Origin of the sequence: Ruegeria alba, assembly GCF_022321465.1 — a bacterium.
Classification (GTDB): domain Bacteria; phylum Pseudomonadota; class Alphaproteobacteria; order Rhodobacterales; family Rhodobacteraceae; genus Ruegeria_B; species Ruegeria_B alba.
On the sequence record NZ_JAKOEM010000029.1, the window covers coordinates 21095 to 40984 of the forward strand.

The 19890-nt window shown below is 64.0% G+C and carries 19 protein-coding genes; 14 read left to right on the top strand and 5 right to left on the bottom strand.

From position 1 onward, the window contains the following. The first annotated feature begins 4 nt into the window (after positions 1-4). The 7 genes from MB818_RS20235 to MB818_RS20265 all read left to right on the top strand — a co-directional run bounded on the left by MB818_RS20235 (position 5) and on the right by MB818_RS20265 (position 7610). Positions 5-892 carry a MurR/RpiR family transcriptional regulator gene (locus tag MB818_RS20235; protein ID WP_238906222.1) on the top strand — a complete coding sequence of 296 codons (888 nt, stop codon included), beginning with the start codon at positions 5-7 and terminating at the stop codon, positions 890-892. After that, positions 889-1989, top strand: coding sequence for an aromatic ring-hydroxylating oxygenase subunit alpha (locus MB818_RS20240; protein WP_238906224.1), 1101 nt, complete (start codon positions 889-891; stop codon positions 1987-1989). Before MB818_RS20235 ends, MB818_RS20240 begins: the two co-directional genes overlap by 4 nt. Positions 1990-2053: 64 nt before the next feature. Next, positions 2054-2437, top strand: coding sequence for a carboxymuconolactone decarboxylase family protein (locus MB818_RS20245; RefSeq protein ID WP_234140822.1), 384 nt, complete (start codon positions 2054-2056; stop codon positions 2435-2437). A 120-nt stretch (positions 2438-2557) separates the two neighbouring features. After that, entirely contained in the window at positions 2558-3808 is a 1251-nt protein-coding gene (locus MB818_RS20250) for a sarcosine oxidase subunit beta family protein (protein WP_234140823.1), read from the top strand. A gap of 13 nt (positions 3809-3821) precedes the next feature. Next, on the top strand, positions 3822-4109 hold the full coding sequence (locus tag MB818_RS20255; protein WP_238906226.1) for a sarcosine oxidase subunit delta: 288 nt from the start codon (positions 3822-3824) through the stop codon (positions 4107-4109). Continuing rightward, positions 4106-7057, top strand: a complete 2952-nt coding sequence (locus tag MB818_RS20260; RefSeq protein WP_238906228.1) for a sarcosine oxidase subunit alpha family protein — start codon at positions 4106-4108, stop codon at positions 7055-7057. Before MB818_RS20255 ends, MB818_RS20260 begins: the two co-directional genes overlap by 4 nt. Continuing rightward, positions 7050-7610, top strand: a complete 561-nt coding sequence (locus tag MB818_RS20265; RefSeq protein WP_238906231.1) for a sarcosine oxidase subunit gamma — start codon at positions 7050-7052, stop codon at positions 7608-7610. Before MB818_RS20260 ends, MB818_RS20265 begins: the two co-directional genes overlap by 8 nt. On the opposite strand, the gene MB818_RS20270 is transcribed toward MB818_RS20265, so the two are convergent. Further along, the gene (locus tag MB818_RS20270) at positions 7611-8600 is read right to left on the bottom strand and encodes a GlxA family transcriptional regulator (protein WP_234140829.1); all 990 of its coding nucleotides are present in this window, start codon (positions 8598-8600) and stop codon (positions 7611-7613) included. A gap of 161 nt (positions 8601-8761) precedes the next feature. On the opposite strand from MB818_RS20270, the gene MB818_RS20275 reads away from it, so the two are divergent. Further along, complete coding sequence (locus MB818_RS20275; RefSeq protein WP_193385774.1) at positions 8762-9391, top strand: helix-turn-helix domain-containing protein; 630 nt, start codon at positions 8762-8764, stop codon at positions 9389-9391. A 48-nt stretch (positions 9392-9439) separates the two neighbouring features. Here MB818_RS20275 and dmmC read toward each other — a convergent pair whose 3' ends face one another. From dmmC to MB818_RS20295, 4 genes are read right to left on the bottom strand one after another with little or no spacing between them, the layout of a single operon-like run. After that, the gene (dmmC, locus tag MB818_RS20280) at positions 9440-10507 is read right to left on the bottom strand and encodes a dimethylamine monooxygenase subunit DmmC (protein WP_234163978.1); all 1068 of its coding nucleotides are present in this window, start codon (positions 10505-10507) and stop codon (positions 9440-9442) included. 11 nt (positions 10508-10518) lie between these two features. Further along, a complete protein-coding gene (locus MB818_RS20285) occupies positions 10519-11505 on the bottom strand; it encodes a PDR/VanB family oxidoreductase (protein ID WP_234140831.1) in 987 nt (328 codons plus the stop codon). Beyond that, the gene (gene dmmA, locus MB818_RS20290; RefSeq protein WP_234140832.1) at positions 11502-12143 is read right to left on the bottom strand and encodes a dimethylamine monooxygenase subunit DmmA; all 642 of its coding nucleotides are present in this window, start codon (positions 12141-12143) and stop codon (positions 11502-11504) included. The genes MB818_RS20285 and dmmA overlap by 4 nt, the downstream gene beginning before the upstream one ends. A gap of 44 nt (positions 12144-12187) precedes the next feature. Further along, complete coding sequence (locus MB818_RS20295; RefSeq protein ID WP_234166770.1) at positions 12188-13333, bottom strand: aminomethyl transferase family protein; 1146 nt, start codon at positions 13331-13333, stop codon at positions 12188-12190. Positions 13334-13577: 244 nt separating this feature from the next. Between MB818_RS20295 and MB818_RS20300 the strand changes: the two genes are divergently transcribed. The 6 genes from MB818_RS20300 (at position 13578) to glnT (ending at position 19697) form a co-directional block, all read left to right on the top strand. After that, on the top strand, positions 13578-14951 hold the full coding sequence (locus MB818_RS20300) for an ammonium transporter (RefSeq protein WP_238906232.1): 1374 nt from the start codon (positions 13578-13580) through the stop codon (positions 14949-14951). A 12-nt stretch (positions 14952-14963) separates the two neighbouring features. Next, a complete protein-coding gene (locus MB818_RS20305) occupies positions 14964-15182 on the top strand; it encodes a hypothetical protein (protein WP_234140838.1) in 219 nt (72 codons plus the stop codon). Positions 15183-15328: 146 nt separating this feature from the next. After that, entirely contained in the window at positions 15329-16258 is a 930-nt protein-coding gene (locus tag MB818_RS20310) for a class II glutamine amidotransferase (protein ID WP_238906233.1), read from the top strand. Further along, positions 16258-16935, top strand: a complete 678-nt coding sequence (locus tag MB818_RS20315) for a GXGXG domain-containing protein (RefSeq protein ID WP_234183818.1) — start codon at positions 16258-16260, stop codon at positions 16933-16935. The genes MB818_RS20310 and MB818_RS20315 overlap by 1 nt, the downstream gene beginning before the upstream one ends. Positions 16936-16942: 7 nt before the next feature. Continuing rightward, a complete protein-coding gene (locus tag MB818_RS20320) occupies positions 16943-18295 on the top strand; it encodes an FMN-binding glutamate synthase family protein (protein WP_234140843.1) in 1353 nt (450 codons plus the stop codon). Positions 18296-18368: 73 nt separating this feature from the next. Further along, positions 18369-19697 (top strand): type III glutamate--ammonia ligase, encoded by a 1329-nt coding sequence (gene glnT / locus MB818_RS20325; protein ID WP_234144967.1) that lies wholly within the window; start codon positions 18369-18371, stop codon positions 19695-19697. Positions 19698-19890: the final 193 nt, after the last annotated feature.

Consider the following 19890-nt stretch of genomic DNA (forward strand, 5'->3'; position numbering starts at 1 on the left):
AATCATGAATGAAACAAATGTATCATCTTCAGTTTTGAACCGCCTCACTGCGGAGTGGGACGCCCTGACGCCAGAGGCACAGAAGGCCGCGCGCTATGTGCTGGAAAATCCCGCCGACGTGGGGGTCTCGACCGTGCGCGAGATTGCCGAGGCCGCCAATGTAAAGCCCAACACCTTTGTCCGCATGGCGCGCCAGGTGGGCTTTGACGGCTACGAGGATTTCCGCGCCCCTTTCCGCGACGCGATCCGGCGCGGCACGGCCAGCTTTCCCGACCGGGCGCGCTGGTTGCAGGATATCGGCCGCTCGGGCGAATTGGGCGGGCTATACGCCGACATGGTCGGCGCCGCGATCCGCAATATCGAGGAGACCTTTGCCGGCATCGACGCCGAGCGGTTGAAGACAGCGGCCGAGGCGATCTGGGCCAGCCGGCAGGTGTTCACTCTGGGCGTCGGCGTGAACAACGCCAATGCCCGCGCCTTCACCTATCTCGCCTCGACCGGCATGACCGATTTCCACGCGATCCCGCGCCCCGGTTCGACAGCGGTGGACGATCTGGCCTGGGCCGATCAGCGCGACGTGCTGATCGCGATGACCAGCCGCCCCTACCGCTCCGAGGTGGTCGAGGCGGTGCGCATCGCCCGCGACCAGGGGCTGACCATCATCGCGCTGTCCGACAGCCCGGCCAGCCCGATCATCCGCGCCGCCCAACATGGCTTTGTCGTGGCGGTCGACACACCACAGTTCTTTCCGTCCTCGGCCTCGACCATCGCGCTTCTGGAAACGTTGCTGAGTTTTGTCATCGCGGTGGCCGATGACGAGATCGTGACGCGGGTCGAGAGCTTTCACCGCCGCCGCCACCAGTTGGGCCTCTATCTGCAGGAGCCGGAATGACAATCAACGCCACCCCGGTGCGCTCGCTTGAGGCGCGCTATTACACCGATCCGGCGATCTATGCCGCCGAGCAGGCCGGGCTGTTCGCGCGGACATGGCAGTTTGCCTGCCATGCCAGCCAGCTGGAACAGCCTGGCGACTACCTCGCCTTTGAGCTTGGCACTGAAAGCCTGTTCTGCATCAGGGGCCGCGACGGGGTGATCCGCACCTTTTACAACGTCTGCCAGCACCGGGCGCATCAGCTGGTCAGTGGCACCGGCTCGACCCGTGTCGTGGTCTGCCCCTACCACGCCTGGACCTATGAGCTGACCGGTCGCCTGCGCGCCGCGCCCAACGCGAAATCGGTCCCCGGTTTCGACGCTGCGCAAATCTGCCTGACCGAGGTCCGGACCGAGGTCTTTCTCGGCTTCGTCTTTGTCAACCTCGACCCCGAAGCGCAGCCGATGGACGACTGGTTCCCGAACGTGCGGGCCGAGCTTGAGGCCTTTGTCCCCAACTGGTCCGATCTGAAACCGCTGGAATGGGTCGAGATCCCCGAAGACTGCAACTGGAAGGTCTCGGTCGAGAACTATTCCGAATGCTACCATTGCAGCCTGAACCACCCGACCTTTTCCACCGGGGTGATCCGGCCCGAGACCTATGACATCCAGCCGCAGGGCTATTGCCTGCGCCACACGACCGAATGCAACGATCTGAGCCAGATGACTTACGACATCGACAGCGGTTTTCCCAACAACGACCGCTATTCGAGCTGGTTTCTCTGGCCGATGTTCTCGTTCCAGGTCTATCCGGGCAACCTGTTGAACACCTATCACTGGCGCGCGGTGGATGCGGGCCGGGTGGTGGTCTGGCGCGGCTGGTACTCGGTCGGCGGCGCCGAGAACGAGACCGTGCGCCGCATGGCGAAACAGGACCGCGCCACCACGGTCGAGGAGGATATCCGGCTGGTGGAATCGGTCCAGCGCGGTTTGCGTTCGCGCGGCTATGTGCCGGGGCCGCTGGTGGTCGATCCCGCTTGCGGCGTAAACTCGGAACATTCCATCCTGCACCTGCAGACCTGGATGCGCGAGGCGGTTGCGGCCGAGCCGATGTCTTGAAAAGACATCGGCCCGAAATCCGCACCGGATTTCGGCCAGCGCAACACAGAAACGGAGCGACAAGATGAGCACATTCGACGAAGACCTGTTCCTCAAGGGGCTGGAACAGCGCAAGGCCACGCTGGGCGCCGATTACGTGGAAAGGAACCTCGCCGCCGCCGACGACTTCACCCGCCCCTTTCAGGAGGCGATGACCGCCTGGTGCTGGGGCTTTGGCTGGGGGGACGACGTGATCGAGCCCAAGACCCGCTCGATGATGAACCTCGCCATGATCGGCGCGCTGGGCAAGATGCATGAATGGGAAATCCATTGCCGTGGCGCGCGCACCAACGGGGTCAGCCGCGACGAGATCCGCGCCATCATCCACGTGATCGGCATCTATTGCGGCGTGCCGCAGGCGCTGGAGTGTTTCCGCGTCGCTCGACGGGTGCTCGACAGCGAGGACTGACCTCGCCACAGGCCCGCGCCTTTTGATGGGCATGTCCGATTTGAACCCCAAGTGGTCCGAAGATGTCCGCGACTCGGGGCCGGTTTCCAGCCAGCATGGGGGCAAAGGGAGTCGGATTCGATGGGCTATTCAGGACTACGAGTCATCAAAGAGGCGCTGACCGGTCACCGCGGCTGGGGACCGGCCTGGCGCGATGCCGCGCCCAAGGCGCAGTATGACTATGTCATCATCGGCGGCGGCGGCCATGGGCTGGCCACGGCCTATTACCTCGCCAAGGAGTTCCGTCAGGCGCGGATCGCGGTCCTGGAAAAGGGCTGGATCGGTGGCGGCAATGTGGGCCGCAACACCACCATCATCCGCTCGAACTATCTGCTGGACGGCAACGAGCCGTTCTACGAGTTCTCGCTGAAACTGTGGGAGGGGCTGGAGCAGGAGCTGAACTATAACGCGATGGTCAGCCAGCGCGGCATCCTCAACCTGATCCATTCCGACGCCCAGCGCGACGCTTTCATCCGCAGGGGCAATGCGATGATGCTGAACGGTGCCGATGCCGACCTGCTCAGCACCGAACAGATCAAGGCACGCTATCCGTTCCTGAATGTCGACAATGCCCGGTTCCCGATCAAGGGCGGGCTGGCGCAGCACCGGGGCGGCACCGTGCGCCACGACGCGGTGGCCTGGGGCTATGCCCGCGCCGCCGACCGGCACGGCGTCGACATCATCCAGAATTGCGAGGTCACCGGCTTCCGCATCGAGAACGGCACCTGCACCGGGGTCGAAACCTCGCGCGGGGTGATCGGCGCGGGCAAGGTGGCGGCCTGTGTCGCCGGGTCCTCCTCGCGGCTGATGGAAAAGGCGGGCATGCGCCTGCCGATCGAAAGCCACGTGTTGCAGGCCTTTGTCTCCGAGGGTCTGAAACCGCTGTTGCCCGGTGTGATCACCTTTGGCGCGGGGCATTTCTATTGCAGCCAGTCCGACAAGGGCGGGCTGGTATTCGGCGGCGATATCGACGGCTATAACTCCTATGCCCAGCGCGGCAACCTGCCGGTGATCGAGGATGTCTGCGAGGGCGGCATGGCGATCTTTCCGATGCTGGGCCGCGCCCGTCTGCTGCGCAGCTGGGGCGGCATCATGGACATGTCGATGGACGGCTCGCCGATCATCGACCGCACCCATATCGGCGGGCTCTATTTCAACGGCGGCTGGTGTTACGGCGGGTTCAAGGCGACGCCCGCCTCGGGCTTTGCCTATGCGCATCTTCTGGCCACCGACAGCCCGCACAAGACCGCCACCGCCTATCGCTTCGACCGGTTCGCGCGCGGGCGGATGATCGACGAAAAGGGCATGGGCAACCAGCCCAACCTGCATTGAGAGGGCACCGGACATGTTGATCGACCATCCCATCCTGGGCCCGCGCGACAGCAGCGAATTCGTCTACAAGGGCGACGCCGCCCTGATCCGCCGCCCCGACTGGCAGGCCTCCGACGCGCTGGAGCAGTTCATCGACTATGGCTATCTGCGCGACAACCCGGCGGGCCTGCACCGCGAGCTGTGGTTTCACGAACAGGGCGACCGTTCGTGGCTGGTGGTGACCCGCGACACCACCACGCATGAGATCACTTCCGTCGAACTGGCCCGCGACGTGGCCCGCAAGGAGGGACGCTCCAGATGACCGGTCCCAATCGTCTGAACGGCGGTCTGATCGACCGCAGCAAGCCGCTGAATTTTACCTTCGACGGGCGCCGGTATCAGGGCTTTGCCGGGGATACGCTGGCCTCGGCGCTGTTGGCCAACGATGTCCGGCTGATGGGGCGCTCGTTCAAGTATCACCGCCCACGCGGTCCGATGAGCGCGGGCTCCGAAGAGCCCAATGCCATTGTCGAGCTGCGCGAGGGCGCCCGCAAGGAACCCAATACCCGCGCCACCACCGCCGAGCTGTTCGACGGGCTGAGCGCCAATTCGCAGAACCGCTGGCCCTCGCTGAAATGGGACGTGATGGCGGTCAACGATCGGCTGTCCAATTTCTTTGCCGCCGGGTTCTATTACAAGACCTTCATGTGGCCCGCCGCCTTCTGGGAGAAGGTGTACGAGCCGATCATCCGCAAGGCGGCGGGGCTGGGCACGCTCAGCCATGCGCCCGACCCCGACAGCTATGACAAGGGGTTTCTGCATTGCGACCTTCTGGTGATCGGCGCTGGCCCGGCCGGGCTGGCGGCGGCACTGACAGCCGCGCAATCGGGGGCGCAGGTCATCGTCGCGGACGAGGATTTCCTGCCCGGCGGGCGGCTCAATGCCGAGACCTTTGCGCTGGGTGACCAATCCGGCAGAAACTGGGCCGCCGAGACCGCCGCCGCGCTGCAAGCCATGCCCAATGTGCGGCTGATGACGCGCAGCACCGTGATCGGCGCCTTTGACCATGGTATCTATGGCGTGGTCGAGCGGGTCAGCGACCACCTGCCCCAGCCGCTGCCGGGCAAACCGCGTCAGATCCTGTGGCGGGTCTATTCGCGCCGCGCCATTCTGGCCGCCGGGGCAACCGAACGCCCGATCGTTTTCGAGAACAACGACCGCCCCGGCATCATGCTGGCCTCGGCACTGCGCAGCTATGCCAACCGCTGGGCGGCAACACCCGCACGCGCGGTGGCGGTGTTCACCAACAATGACGACGGCCATCGCACCGCGCGGGATCTGAGCGCGCAGGGGGTCAGCGCCGTGGTGATCGACACCCGAACGGACGCGCCCGAAACCACCGATTACGAGACCATCCCCGGCGCCACCGTCACCAATACCCAGGGCCGTCTGGGCCTGACCACGGTCGAGGTGACGCTGGCCACCGGTACCACCCGCACGCTCAGCGTCGGCGGGCTGGGGGTCTCGGGCGGCTGGAACCCGAACGTGCACCTGACCTGCCACCAGCGCGGGCGCCCGGTCTGGGACCAGGCGATCGCGGCCTTTGTGCCCGGCGGCACCCTGCCGGTGGGCCTGATCCCGGCGGGCGCGGCGCAGGGCGTGTTCAGCACCCATGGCGCGCTGGCCTCGGGGCAAGCGGCGGCCGAACAGGCGCTGTCCGATCTGGGCATCGCGGCGAAACCCGCCGCCCTGCCCCAGGCCGAGGACGCGCCGGTCAACGTCACCCCCTTCTGGCACGTCAGGGGCGCCAAGCGCGCCTGGGTCGATCAGCAGAACGACGTCACCGCCAAGGATGTGAAACTGGCCCATCAGGAGAACTTCGTCTCGGTCGAGCACCTGAAACGCTATACCACGCTGGGCATGGCGACCGATCAGGGCAAGACCTCGAACATGGCCGGTCTGGCGATCATGGCCGAGGTGGCGGGCAAGTCGATCCCAGAGGTCGGCACCACCATGTTCCGCCCACCCTATACGCCCACGGCGATGGGCGCCTTTGCGGGCCGCTCGCGCGACATGGATTTCCGACCCACCCGCAAGACGCCCAGCCATGTCTGGGCCGAGGAACAGGGCGCGGTCTTTGTCGAGGTCGGCATGTGGCTGCGCGCGCAATGGTTCCCCCGCCCGGGCGAAACCCATTGGCGCCAGAGCGTCGACCGCGAGGTCACCCAGACCCGCAAGTCGGTCGGCATCTGCGATGTGACCACGCTGGGCAAGATCGACGTGCAGGGCGCCGATGCGGCCGAGTTCCTCAACAAGGTCTATTGCAACGGCTTTGCCAAGCTGGCGGTGGGGCGCACCCGCTATGGGCTGATGCTGCGCGAGGATGGCATCGCGATGGATGACGGCACCGCCGCGCGCCTGGCCGAGGATCATTTCGTGGTGACCACCACCACCGCCAATGCGGTGGCGGTCTATCGCCACATGGAATTCGTGCGCCAATGCCTGTTCCCGGACATGGATGTGCAGCTGATCTCGACCACCGAGGCCTGGGCGCAATTTGCCGTGGCCGGACCCAATGCGCGTAAGCTGCTGCAAAAGATCGTCGATCCGGCGCATGACATCTCGAACGAAGGTTTTCCCTTCATGGCCTGTGCCGAGATCACCGTTTGCGGCGGGCTGCGGGCGCGGCTGTTCCGCATCTCGTTCTCGGGCGAGCTGGCCTATGAGATCGCGGTTCCCACCCGCTATGGCGACGCGCTGATCCGGCGGATGATGCAGGCGGGCGCGGAATTCGACGTGGTCGCCTATGGCACCGAGGCGCTGGGGGTGATGCGGATCGAGAAAGGCCATGCCGCCGGCAACGAACTGAACGGCACCACCACCGCGCTCAACCTCGGGATGGGGCGGATGGTGTCCAAGAAGAAGGACTCGATCGGCTCGACCCTGTCCGAACGCGAGGGGCTGAACGAAGCGGATGCGCTGAAACTGGTCGGGTTCCGCCCGGTGAACCCGCAGGACAAGGTGCCCGCCGGATCGCATCTGATGACCCGGGGCGACCCGGTCGATGCCGCCCATGACCAGGGCTATGTCACCTCGGCCTGCTACTCGCCCAGCCTGGGCTGTCATATCGGCATCGGCTTTCTGAAATCCGGCGACAGCCGCAAGGGCGAGATCGTTCGCCTTGTCAGCCCGCTGACCGGGCTCGACCACGAGGTCGAGGTGGTAAGCGCCCATTTCGTCGATCCAGAAGGAGAGCGTCTGCGTGCATGATCTGAACCCGATAACGCCGCTGGGCGCTGCCGCTCCGGTGGTCGCGCATCACGGGCCGGTGACCCTGACCGAAGTGACCGAAACGGCGCTGGCCTCGGTCGCGGCGCGGCTTGGCCGCGAGGCCGAGACGACAACCCTGTTGACCGAGGTGCTGGGCGCCGCGCCCCCGGCCCCGGCCCGGCTGAGCCCCGGCACGCCCGGCGCCTTCTGGATGGGGCCCGATCAATGGATGGTCGAGGCGCCGCTGGGCACACACGAGGATCTGGCCGCGCAGCTGGCCGCCCGCGCCAATGGCGCGGCCAGCGTCACCGAACAGACCGATGCCTGGTGCCGGTTCGACCTGACCGGCGAGCGGCTGGCGGATGTGTTCGAACGGCTCTGCCCCGCCAATACCCGCGCCTTTGCCGGGGGCGAGGCGGTGCGCAGCGCGATCGACCATCTGGGCTGTTTCCTGCTGTGCCGGGCACCCGATCATATCACGGTGCTGGGGCCACGCTCGGCGGCGGGCTCGCTGCATCACGCGCTGGTGGTGGCGATGCGCGCGGCGTTCTGATCAGACCGAGGGCACCGGCAGGTTGCCCTCGACCCGGTAGAGGTTGATCCGCTTGCGGTCCTGCTGCGGGGTCAGACCAAAGGCCTCGCGGTAATGCCGCACCAGCGGCTTGGCGTTGGCATAGCCCACCGCCGCTGCAACATCCGAGATACTGTCATTGGTATACATGACGATCTGACGCGCCGCCTGCATCCGCAGGTGGCGGAAATAGCCGGTCGGGTTCTGTCCGGTGGCCTGTTTGAAACAACGCTCCAGATGCCGGGGGGTGATGTTCAGCCGCTCGGCAATCATCGCGATACTGGCGGGCGCGGCCAGGTTCTCGGCAAAGATTTCAACGGCGCGTGCCACCAGCGGCGACATTTCGCCCTCGGCATCGGCGGCCTGATGGATCGGCAGCGCCTGTTTCACTCCCGCCTTGCGCATGATCGGGTGCTGGAACCAGCAGGCGACCTCGTTGGCCACGTTGGCGCCCAGCGCTGCCTCGATCATGCTCAGCGCCAGGTCGAAGGCCGCCGCCGCCCCCGAGGCGGTCAGCAGACGCGGCGAGATCTCGATCACCTCGTTGCTGCGGCGGATCTCGGGGAATTCGGCGGCAAACGCCGCCTCGTAACACCAATGCACCGACAGGCGCTCGTCGCGCACCACGCCGCTGCGCACCAGCGGAAAGACGCCGCCGCTGATCGCGCCCAACACGGTGCCGTGCCGTTCGATCCGGCGCAGCAGCGAGGCGGTGCGCGGGTTCTCGAACCGGGCCACCGGCGCCGACAGCAGCACCAGATAGTCAAGCGCCGCCACGGTCTCCAGACTGGCGTCCGGATCAAAGGTGATGCCCGCGCTCGACACCACTTTGTGGGGCAGTTCCGACACCAGCCGCCAGGCGAAACTGTCCGACATCGAGATCTCGTTGGCCGCGCGCAGCGGCTCGATGATCGAGGTCAGGCAGGCCATGGGAAAGCCCGGAAACAGCAGAAACCCGATACGTGTGGTCATTCCGGGCGATCCTTTGGCTTGTCATTCCACGGTGGGAATTTTATTAGAGAGAAAAAATTATGCAATGTGGTGAAAAACGGCTAGAGTTGAAGCAGAACTGACCGCAGGGCAATACAGGAAGAGCTTGAGGAACCCCCATGAATGCTGCAAAGGATCTCCGCATGACACAGCTTTTGCAAGATCCCCATAGCGTTCGCGAGGAACGCGAGAAGGTTCTCGAGGTCGCCATCGGCCGCGAGGTTCGCGCCTTTCGCAAGCAGCAGGGCATTACCGTGGCCGAGTTGTCGAAACTGACCGACCTGTCGATCGGGATGCTGTCCAAGATCGAAAACGGCAACACCTCGCCCTCGCTCACCACGTTGCAAACCCTGGCCAATGCGCTGTCGGTGCCGCTGACCGCGTTCTTCAAGGGCTACGAGGAAAAGCGCGAGGCGATCCATACCAAGGCGGGACAGGGGTTGGAGATCGAGCGCGCCGGTACCCGCGCCGGGCATCAATACAGCCTGCTTGGCCATATCGGGTCAAATTCCAGCGGTGTCATCGTCGAACCCTATCTGATCACGCTCAGCACGGAGTCGGACACGTTCAAGACCTTTCAGCATGACGGGATCGAGATGATCTACATGCTCGAAGGCAAGGTCGACTACCTGCATGGCAGCGAGATCTATCCGCTGGAGCCGGGCGACACGCTGTTCTTTGACGCCGACGCGCCGCACGGGCCAGAGCGTCTGGTGGAATTGCCGACGCGCTATCTGTCGGTGATCTGCTATCCGCAGCAGAAAAAGGGCTGAGCCGCCCGGACCGGGACGCGCTTGCGCATCCCGGCCTTGTCTTGCGCGTTACGTCTGCAACGGCGGCTCCGTTTCCAGATCGGGCCAGATCCCCGGCGAAGTCGGCAGCCCGTCGTCATACCGGCTGAGATACTCCAGCATCAAAGGACGGTTGGCGATGAACCCCTTGTAGGTGGCCAGCTCCTCGGGCAGGTCGCGCACCACACGGTGCAGGCGGCGGCCCCATTTCGGCACCGTCACCAGATCCTGAAACGCGATCAGATAACAGCGGATCGGGAACAACAGCGCGTTCGAGCGCGGCAGCCGGTAAAAGGTCTGCAACTCGACCCTGAGATGCTGTTTGGCGCCGATATTCTCGGGCGTCAGCGTGGTCTTCTGCACCCCCCATTTGTGATAGTTCTCGGGGCTGGTATCGAGCAGCGGATTGACCGTCATGGTCCAGTTCAGCCGCCGCGCAGGCGCCCCCTGCTGGATGTTGAGCAGGAATTTCAGCGCCCGCTTGAAGATGCCCATCTCATGGGCCAGCGGCACCGGCGCGTGCCATTCGAAGAAATCCATGCCGATGTCGAAATCCAGGCTCCAGTCCGCCTGTGTCGTCACCATGCCCGCATCCATGTAGAGCATGTCGCCGCGCTGATCGAGCACCGCGTAATCGCCCTGCGCCTGCCGGGTGATGTATTCCAGCGGCCCGCAGGGCAGCGTGGTTTCATCAAGGAAGGTAAAGGTGTGGTCGATCCCCATCGGCTTGTTGATCCAGCGCCAGCGGTCGCCGTCGCGGTGCAGTTCGAACAGGTCGGGGTAATCCTCGGACTTGCTGACCATGATCAGTTCCAGCGTGTCCCAGCCCGCCAGCGTCATATGCGGCAGCGACTGGCAGCGCAGCGGATCCTCGGCCAGCACGATGGCGCGGTCGGCCATTTCCGAGACGTAGTGCTCGTCCACGTCGAACCGCTTTTCATAGACCGAGCCCGCCGGGCCGCCCCGGTGCTGCTCCATGTTCACCGAATACATGTAGCTGTCTTCGTGGAACGGGAAGGGAAAGCGCTTGATCGCCCAGTCCGAATTGCGGAACGAGTAATCGTCGCGAAAGGTTTCGGTGTTGAATTGGATCGTCATCGCGGTCTCCTCTACCGGTCCAGCACGAGGCTTTTGCCCACGAACCGGCTGACGCAGGGCATGATCTTTTTCCCGCTGGCGTGTTCGTCATCGTCCAGCCAGTGGTCGCGATGCACGAAGTCGCCATCGGATGAGACCACATCGGTTTCGCACTGGCCACAGGCGCCGCCCCGGCACAGAAAGGGCGCGTCGACGCCGCAGCGTTCCATCGCCTCAAGCAGGCTTTCATGTTCGCCCACCTGAATGGTGATGTCGGACTTGCACAGGCGCACCTCAAAGGGTTTGCCGGGCTGCGGGGCCAGGAATTCCTCGGAATGCACGTTCTCGTCGGGCCAGCCATGCGCCGCGGCGGTGGCGTGGACCCAGTCGATCATGCCCTTGGGACCGCAGACATAGACATGGGTGCCCAGCGGCTGACCATCCAGCAGATCCTCAAGCCCGATGGCCTGATCCTGATCGTCGAAATAGACATGCACCTTGTTGGGATGCTTGTAGGTCAGTTCGTCCACATAGGTGCCCAGCTCCTTGGAGCGGCACGAGTAATGCAGCTCCCAGGCGCCGCCCATCCGTTCCAGATGCGCGATCATCGCAAGGAACGGCGTGATGCCGATGCCACCGGCCAGGAACACATGCTTGCGCCCGCGCAGATCCAGCGGGAACAGGTTCACCGGATAGGTGATGGTCATCGGGTCGCCGACCTTGACCTGATTATGCAGGAAGAGCGAACCGCCCCTGCCCTGATCGTCGCGGCGCACCGAGATCGCATAGATGCTGCTATCGCCCGGATCGGACATCAGCGAATAGGGATTGAGCCGGGTCCGCGCGCCATCGCGCATCTCGACCACGGTATGGGCACCGGCGGAAAAGGGCGGAAACGGCTGGCCGTCGCGGCGGGTGAATTCGAACCGGGTGACCAGCGGGTTGAGCGGCACGACCGCGCTGACGGTGACCTCGATCTTTTCGGCGCCTGCCTTGGCTTTCTGGGGGGCTGCACTCATTTGTAAAGCTCCACGGGTTCGGGGACATTGCCGGGGTCCTCGGCGTCGATGCACACCCCCTGAAAGGCGGCCAGACGGCGCGAATAGTGATCGCGCACGAACAGGTTCAGCCCGCAATGGGAACAGACGAAGGGGTCGGTGGTCACATCCTCGGTGATGCCCTTGCAATGCACGCATTGCATCCGCCGCGCGACCGAGCCGCGATGCTCGGTCTGGATCGCACCATGGGGAATGCCCGCCTGCATCGCCTCGTTCTGGGCCTGTCCCATCAGCCCCTCGGTTCCGGCCAGATAGACCTGAAGCCCCATATGGGCATCCGACAGCACCCGGCGGATCCGCTGGACCGAGGCGGCATAGCTGGGCCCCACATAGAATTGCGCCGGACCCAGGGCGCGCAGGCGCTCCACATAGGTCTCGCCGGTGTCCTTGGGGATATAGATGATATGCGCATTGGCAAACAGCGCGGCATCGCTTGCCGCCAGATCCAGCAGCGCCTCTGCGCCCTCGGCATCGGCGATCATCAGATGCGCCTTGCCGGGCCGCGGCTCCAGCGTGCCATAGACCGGGCGGCTGGCGATACTTGGTGGAAACTGAAATTTGGACATCCCGTCGCTGACTCCTTCTTGGTCCGATCGCAAGAAGAACAGGCGCCCCGCCTCCGGGGGCGCCTGCCCGGTGATCCTCAGCCCTTGGCGGCGCGGATGGACTTGTCCTTGTCGTAGAAGGGCATCTCTTCGGCGACGCAGGCGATTTCGGTGCCATCCTCGTTGCGCACCGTCATCTTGGTCCCCGGCACCGCACAGTCAACCGGCATCCGGGCGATGCCCACGTTATGGCCGTTCAGGTCCGAATTCATGCCAAAGGTGACGACGCCCACGACCTCGCCATCCTTGAGCAGCGGTGCCCCCATGTCGGCGGGCGTGGTGCCCTCGAGCTTGACGCCATAGATCTTGAACCGCTCCTTGCCCTTGCGGGCATAGTGGTTCTCGGCGCCCCGGAACCCGATCTTGCCGGGCGAGACGGTGAATTCCAGCCCCAGTTCCCACAGCGAGTCGCCGCAATTCTCGTCGGCAAAGGGATAGGTCTCGGAATTGTCGCCGGGATAGAACAGAAGATAGCTTTCGGTGCGCAGCAGATCGAGGGTCGAGAACTGCACCGGGCGGATGCCCATGTCCTTGCCGTCCTCGAGGATCGCATCCCAGAGTTCAATGGCGTGCCGGCCTTCGCAAAAAATCTCGTACCCCCGCTCACCGGTATAGCCGGTGCGCGAGATCATCACCGGTTTGCCAAAGAGCTTGGTCTGGATGATGCCGAAATAGGCCAGATCGCGGATGCCGGGCACGTGTTTGGCCAGGAAATCCACCGCGACCGGACCCTGGAGCGACATGTCGTGCAGGTCGTCGTCGAAGATCATCGAGACATTCTTGCCATAGGCGGCCATCGCCAGGCTTTCATGGCCGGTGCCGGTGCCATGCACCAGCATCCAGTTGTTCACCGACAGCCGGTAGATCACGCAATCGTCGATGAACAGGCCGCGATCGTCCAGCATGCAGGCATAGACCGCCCGGCCCGGCATCAGCTTGTCCACGTTGCGGGTGGTGGCGCGGTCGATCACGGCGGCAGCATGCGGGCCGCTCAGGTGGATCTTTTTCAGGCCCGACACGTCCATCAGACCGGCCTTGGTGCGGACCGCCTCGTAATCAGCCTTGGCCCGTTCGTCGGTATGGTCATAGAACCATGCGGTTCCCATACCGTTCCAATCCTCCAACTCGCCGCCGATTTCGGCATGCCGCTGCGCAAGCGCAGAGGTTCTGTAGATGATCGCCATCCCTGTGACTCCCTGATCTGTTCGGTTTGCATCATTCAGACCCATGTCCGGACAAAAATCAACACAAACGTAAAAAAAATTTCCTACCGGGAATATTCGCCCGGACTTTAGGCAGAGGCCATGTTCTGCACCTGCACAATGTTGCATGCCAGTAAAATTTATTGACAGGCAGCATAATCAAGAGCTTCCCTTTTAGGAAAAAAACTTTCGCAGCAGTCAGAGTTATCCAACCGGGGAGACAGAAATGGATGGAAATCTTAACGCACTGACGACGGTATTTACCGAGTTCTACTACTGGGTGACGGTCGTGTTCATGTTCCTGATTCACGTCGGGTTCTGCATGTACGAGGTCGGCGCCAGCCGCCGACGCAACCATATGCACACGTTAATGAAAAACGTGATGGTGATCCCGCTGGTCACCGTCACCTTCTTCTTCTTCGGATGGTGGATCTATTGGGCCTTCCCGATGTTCCCCTTCTTCGGCGGGCTGGACACCGAGGCGGGCGCCGCCAACCTGCCCTGGGCCGAGACCATGGGGCCGAACGCAGCGGACCGAATCACCGGCGTGTTCTGGGCGGCCTTCCTGCTGTTCTCGTGGACGGCGGCCTCGATCGTCTCGGGCGCGGTGATCGAGCGCATCCGGTCCTCGGCACTTTGGGTGCATGCGGTGCTGATCGGTTCGGTCTGGTGGATCATCGACGCGGCCTGGGGCTGGCACTATGGCGGCTGGATGGTCCAGTATCTGGGCTATCATGACGCCTATGCCTCGGGCGTGATTCACGCCATTGCCGGTGGCTATGCGCTGGGGGTGATCATGGTCCTGGGGCCGCGGATCGGCAAATTCGCCCCAGATGGCACGCCGCGGGACATCCCGCCGCATAACCCCTGGATGCTGACCATCGGGATCTTCCTGATCTATACCGGCTTCTGGGGCTTCTATGCCGCGTGCAACGTGCCCGCGATCTCGCCCGAGGCGATCGGCGGCCAGATCACCGGCACCACCTGGACGGCAACCAACATCTATCTGGCACCGACCTCGCTGTCGGGCATCACCTTCAACTTCCTGATGTCGCTCTCGGGCGGTCTGATGGCGGCCTATGTGGTGTCCAAGGGCGATGCATTCTGGACCTTCTCGGGCGGTCTGGCCGGGGTGATCACCGCCTCTGCCGGCAATGACCTCTACCACCCGATCCAGGCCATGATCATCGCCGCCATCGGCGTGGTGATCGTCTATCGCCTGCATTACTGGGTCGAGCGCCGGTTCAAGCTGGACGACGCAGTGGGCGCGGTGGCCGTACACGGCTATGCAGGGTTCATCGGCCTTGTCATCGCGGGCTTTGTCCTGTGGGGGGCGCCGTCCTCGCCCTATGAGGGCTATGCCACCATCAACCCGGTCGGCCAGTTCATCGGCGCACTGATCATGTTCTTTGGCCTCGGTTTCCTGCCCGCCTTTGTGGTGGCCAAGATGCAGGCCGCCGCCGGCGTGCTGCGCATCCCCGAGGAAGTGGAACTGGAGGGCCTCGATTACGCCGAACACCACGCCTACGAGGACGCCAAGGAAGCCATCATCGAAGCCGACAAGGCCTATCTGGCCTCCAAAGTGTCGCCTGCGGAATAAGGAGAACAGGATATGTCGACAATCGGATATGAAAGCTGGGCCGTCGATCTGGCCAATGTGGGCGCCATCTATCCCTTTCAGGGCTGGGAAGTCGCGATGACCGTGATCGGGGTGCTGTTCTGGATCGGCTGGCACCGCATCCAGTTCGTGCGCGAGAACGCGCATCTGGAAAACGCCAAGAAACGGGCGCTGGACCATGAGCGCATCCAGAAAAGCGTCGAACGCTACTAGAGCGATCCCGGCAAGGCGTGCTCACGCGCGCCTTGCCTATCAGTGAAATTTGTTTCACAGCAGTTGCAGCTTCGAAGTTCCGGTGCTAGCCTGCTGAAAGAGCCTGGGAAAGACAGGCAGAATCACAATCGTGGAGCGTCGCCGAAATGTGCGGAATTGTTGGACTGTTCCTGAAGGACAAATCGCTAGAACCTCAGCTGGGCGCCCTGCTCACTGACATGTTGATCACCATGACCGACCGGGGCCCTGACAGCGCCGGAATCGCGATTTACGGCGATCCCTCGCCCACCACCTCGAAGGTGACGGTGCAATCGGAAAACCCCGACCGGGACTTTGCCGATCTGGCCGAGAAGGTGCAGCCGCTGGTCGGTGGCCCGGTCTCGCTCAGCCGCCGCGACACGCACGCGGTGCTGCATGTGCCCCATGGCACCGCCGAGGCGCTGCGCCGCCAGCTCAAGGATGTGGCACCCGACGTGCGTGTCATGTCCTTTGGCGACTCGCTGGAGATTTACAAAGAGGTCGGCCTGCCCCGCGATGTGGCCGCACGATTCGACATCGCCTCGATGACCGGAACCCATGGCATCGGCCATACCCGCATGGCCACGGAATCGGCGGTCACCACGCTGGGCGCGCACCCGTTCAACACCGGCTCGGATCAGTGCCTGGTACATAACGGCTCGCTCTCCAACCACAATTCGCTGCGCCGCAAGCTGTGCCGCGAGGGTATCCATATCGAGACCCTGAACGACACCGAAGTCGCCGCCGCCTATCTGACCTGGAAGATGCAGACCGGCGCCACCCTGGGCGAGGCGCTGGAAAAGTCACTGGAGGATCTGGACGGCTTCTTCAACTTCGTCGTGGGCACCCGCGACGGGTTCGGCGTGGTCCGCGACCCGATCGCCTGCAAACCGGCGGTGATGGCCGAGACCGATCAATATGTGGCCTTCGGCTCGGAGTACCGCGCGCTGGTCAACCTGCCCGGCATCGAACAGGCCCGCGTGTGGGAACCCGAACCCGCCACCGTCTATTTCTGGACCCATGGCGACACCGCAACCCCAACCGGAAAGGCCGCGTAATGCAGACTTACGACCTGGCAGCCGACGGCCTGCGCGGCCTGAACGCAACGCTGCAAGCCCAGTCGGACGAGACCAACCAGACCGACTGGACCATCGTGAACCCGCGCGGCAGCCATGCCATTGCCGTGGGGCTGGACGCGCCCATCGAGGTCAAGGTGATGGGCTCGACCGGATATTACTGCGCGGGCATGAACAAACAGGCCACCGTGCATGTGCATGGCTCGGCCGGGCCCGGCGTGGCCGAGAACATGATGTCGGGCACCGTGGTGATCGACGGCGATGCCAGCCAGTATGCCGGGGCCACCGGTCATGGCGGCACGCTGGTGATCAAGGGCAATGCCAGTTCGCGCTGCGGCATCTCGATGAAGGGCATCGACATCGTGGTGCATGGCAATGTCGGCCACATGTCCGCCTTCATGGCGCAGTCGGGCAACCTGGTCGTCTGCGGCGATGCGGGCGACGCGCTGGGCGACTCGATCTACGAGGCACGTCTGTTCGTGCGCGGCTCGGTCAAGTCGCTGGGCGCCGACTGTATCGAAAAAGAGATGCGCCCCGAACATATCGAGCTGCTGCGCGACCTGCTGGCGCGCGGCGGCTGCGATGCCAAACCCGAAGAGTTCAAGCGCTACGGCTCTGCGCGCCAGCTCTATAATTTCAAAGTCGACAACGCGTATTGAGGGAGTCATGACCGTGAAAGACAACAAGGAAAACGCTCCCCCGCGGACAGTGCCGATCCAGTCGGCAACCTTTTCCAACCCGATCAACGCCGAGATCCGCCGCGCCGCGGCCACCGGCATCTATGATATCCGCGGTGGCGGGGCGAAACGCCGGGTGCCGCATTTCGACGATCTGCTGTTCCTGGGCGCCTCGATCAGCCGCTACCCGCTCGAAGGCTATCGCGAGCGCTGCGACACCAAGGTGACGCTGGGCACGCGCTTTGCCAAGAAACCGATCGAGCTGGATATCCCGATCACCATCGCGGGCATGTCCTTTGGCGCACTGTCCGGCCCCGCCAAGGAGGCGCTGGGGCGTGGCGCGTCCGAGGCCGGGACCTCGACCACCACCGGTGACGGCGGCATGACCCCCGAGGAACGCGGCCATTCCACCAAGCTGGTCTATCAGTACCTGCCCTCGCGCTATGGCATGAACCCCGACGACCTGCGCAAGGCCGACGCCATCGAGGTCGTGGTCGGCCAGGGCGCCAAGCCCGGCGGCGGCGGCATGCTGCTGGGTCAGAAAATCAGTGACCGCGTCGCCGAGATGCGCAACCTGCCCAAGGGGATCGACCAGCGCTCGGCCTGCCGCCACCCCGACTGGACCGGCCCCGACGATCTGGAGATCAAGATCCTCGAACTGCGCGAAATCACTGCCTGGGAAAAGCCGATCTATGTCAAGGTCGGCGGCACCCGCCCCTATTACGACACCGCGCTGGCGGTCAAGGCGGGGGCCGATGTGGTGGTACTGGACGGCATGCAGGGCGGCACCGCCGCCACCCAGGACGTGTTCATCGAGCATGTGGGCCTGCCGACGCTGGCCTGTATCCGCCCCGCCGTGCAGGCGCTTCAGGATCTGGGCGTGCATCGCGAGGTGCAGCTGATCGTCTCGGGCGGCATCCGCACCGGCGCCGATGTGGCCAAGGCGATGGCGCTGGGGGCCGACGCGGTCGCCATCGGCACCGCCGCGCTGATCGCGCTGGGCGACAACGACCCGAAATGGGAGGCCGAGTATCAAAAGCTGGGCACCACCACCGGTGCCTATGACGACTGGCACGAGGGGCTCGACCCCGCCGGGATCACCACCCAGGATCCGGTGCTTCAGGCCCGGCTCGACCCGGTGGATGCCGGGCGGCGCCTGCGCAACTATCTCAACGTCATGACGCTCGAGGCGCAGACCATCGCGCGGGCCTGTGGCCATAACAACCTGCACAATCTCGAACCCGAGGATCTGTGCGCGCTGACCATGGAGGCGGCCGCCATGGCCCGTGTCCCCCTCGCCGGCACCGAATGGTGGCCCGGCAAGACCGGCGCAGGGTTCTGAGTGTGAAACCGGGGCGCGGGACCATCCCGCGCCTTTTCCAATTCAAAAACAGACGACAACAGGGACGACAAGAATGACCATTGATCTGGCCAAATTCGCCAAGGACAAAGGCGTCAAGTATTTCATGATCTCCTTCACCGACCTGTTCGGCGGTCAGCGGGCCAAGCTGGTACCCGCCCAGGCCATCGCCGACATGCAAGAGGACGGCGCGGGATTTGCGGGCTTTGCCACCTGGCTCGACATGACGCCGGCGCATCCCGACATGCTGGCGGTGCCCGATCCGTCCTCGGTGATCCAACTGCCCTGGAAACCCGAGGTCGCATGGGTCGCCAGCAATTGCGTGATGGAGGGTGCAGATGTCGCCCAGGCCCCGCGCAACGTGCTGCGCCGCCTGATTGCCGAAGCCGCGGACGAGGGCATGCATGTCAAGACCGGCATCGAGGCCGAGTTCTTTCTGCTGACCCCCGAGGGCGACCAGATCAGCGACCCGTTCGATACCGCCGCCAAACCCTGTTACGACCAGCAGGCGGTGATGCGCCGCTATGACGTGGTGCGCGAGATCTGCGACTATATGCTGGAACTGGGCTGGGGTCCCTATCAGAACGACCACGAGGACGCCAACGGCCAGTTCGAGATGAACTGGGAATTCGACGACGCCCTGACGACGGCGGACAAGCACAGTTTCTTCAAGTTCATGACCAAGTCGGTGGCCGAGAAACACGGGTTCCGCGCCACCTTCATGCCCAAGCCCATCGAGGGGCTGACCGGCAATGGCTGCCACGCGCATATCTCGGTCTGGGATGCGCCGGGGGCGGCGTCAAAGGTCAATGTCTTTGCCGGTGACGGTGACGGCCCGACCGGCGAAGTGGGCCTGTCCGAGCGCGGCAAGCATTTCCTGGGCGGCATCATGAAACATGCCAGCGCATTGGCGGCGATCACCAACCCGACGGTGAACAGCTACAAGCGGATCAACGCGCCGCGCACCATGTCTGGCGCGACCTGGGCGCCCAACACGGTCACATGGACCGGCAACAACCGCACCCATATGGTGCGCGTCCCCGGCCCCGGCCGGTTCGAACTGCGCCTGCCCGACGGAGCGGTGAACCCCTATCTGTTGCAGGCGGTGATCATCGCCGCCGGCCTCAGCGGCATCCGGTCAAAGGCCGATCCGGGCAAGCGCTGGGACATCGACATGTATGCCGAGGGCCACAAGGTGCGCGGCGCGCCGAAACTGCCGCTCAACATGCTGGACGCGATCCGCGAATTTGACCGCGACAAGGAGTTGAAGCAGAGCATGGGAGATGAGTTCTCGTCCTCTTACATCAAGATGAAGATGCAGGAATGGAATTCCTTCGTGACCCATTTCAGCCGCTGGGAAAAGGAAAACACCCTCGATATCTGAGCGATATCAAGGGTGCCTTGGGTGGGGCCGCTGCGCTTTCGCAGCGGCCCTTTTCTGTTTGGGGTCAAAGGTTTGGATAGATCGGGAATCTGGCGCAGAGGGCTGCGACCTGGGCCTTGACCTTGTCCTCGACGGCGCCGTTGGCGTCTTCGCCATTGGCGGCCAGGCCATCGACCACCTCGATGATCCAGTC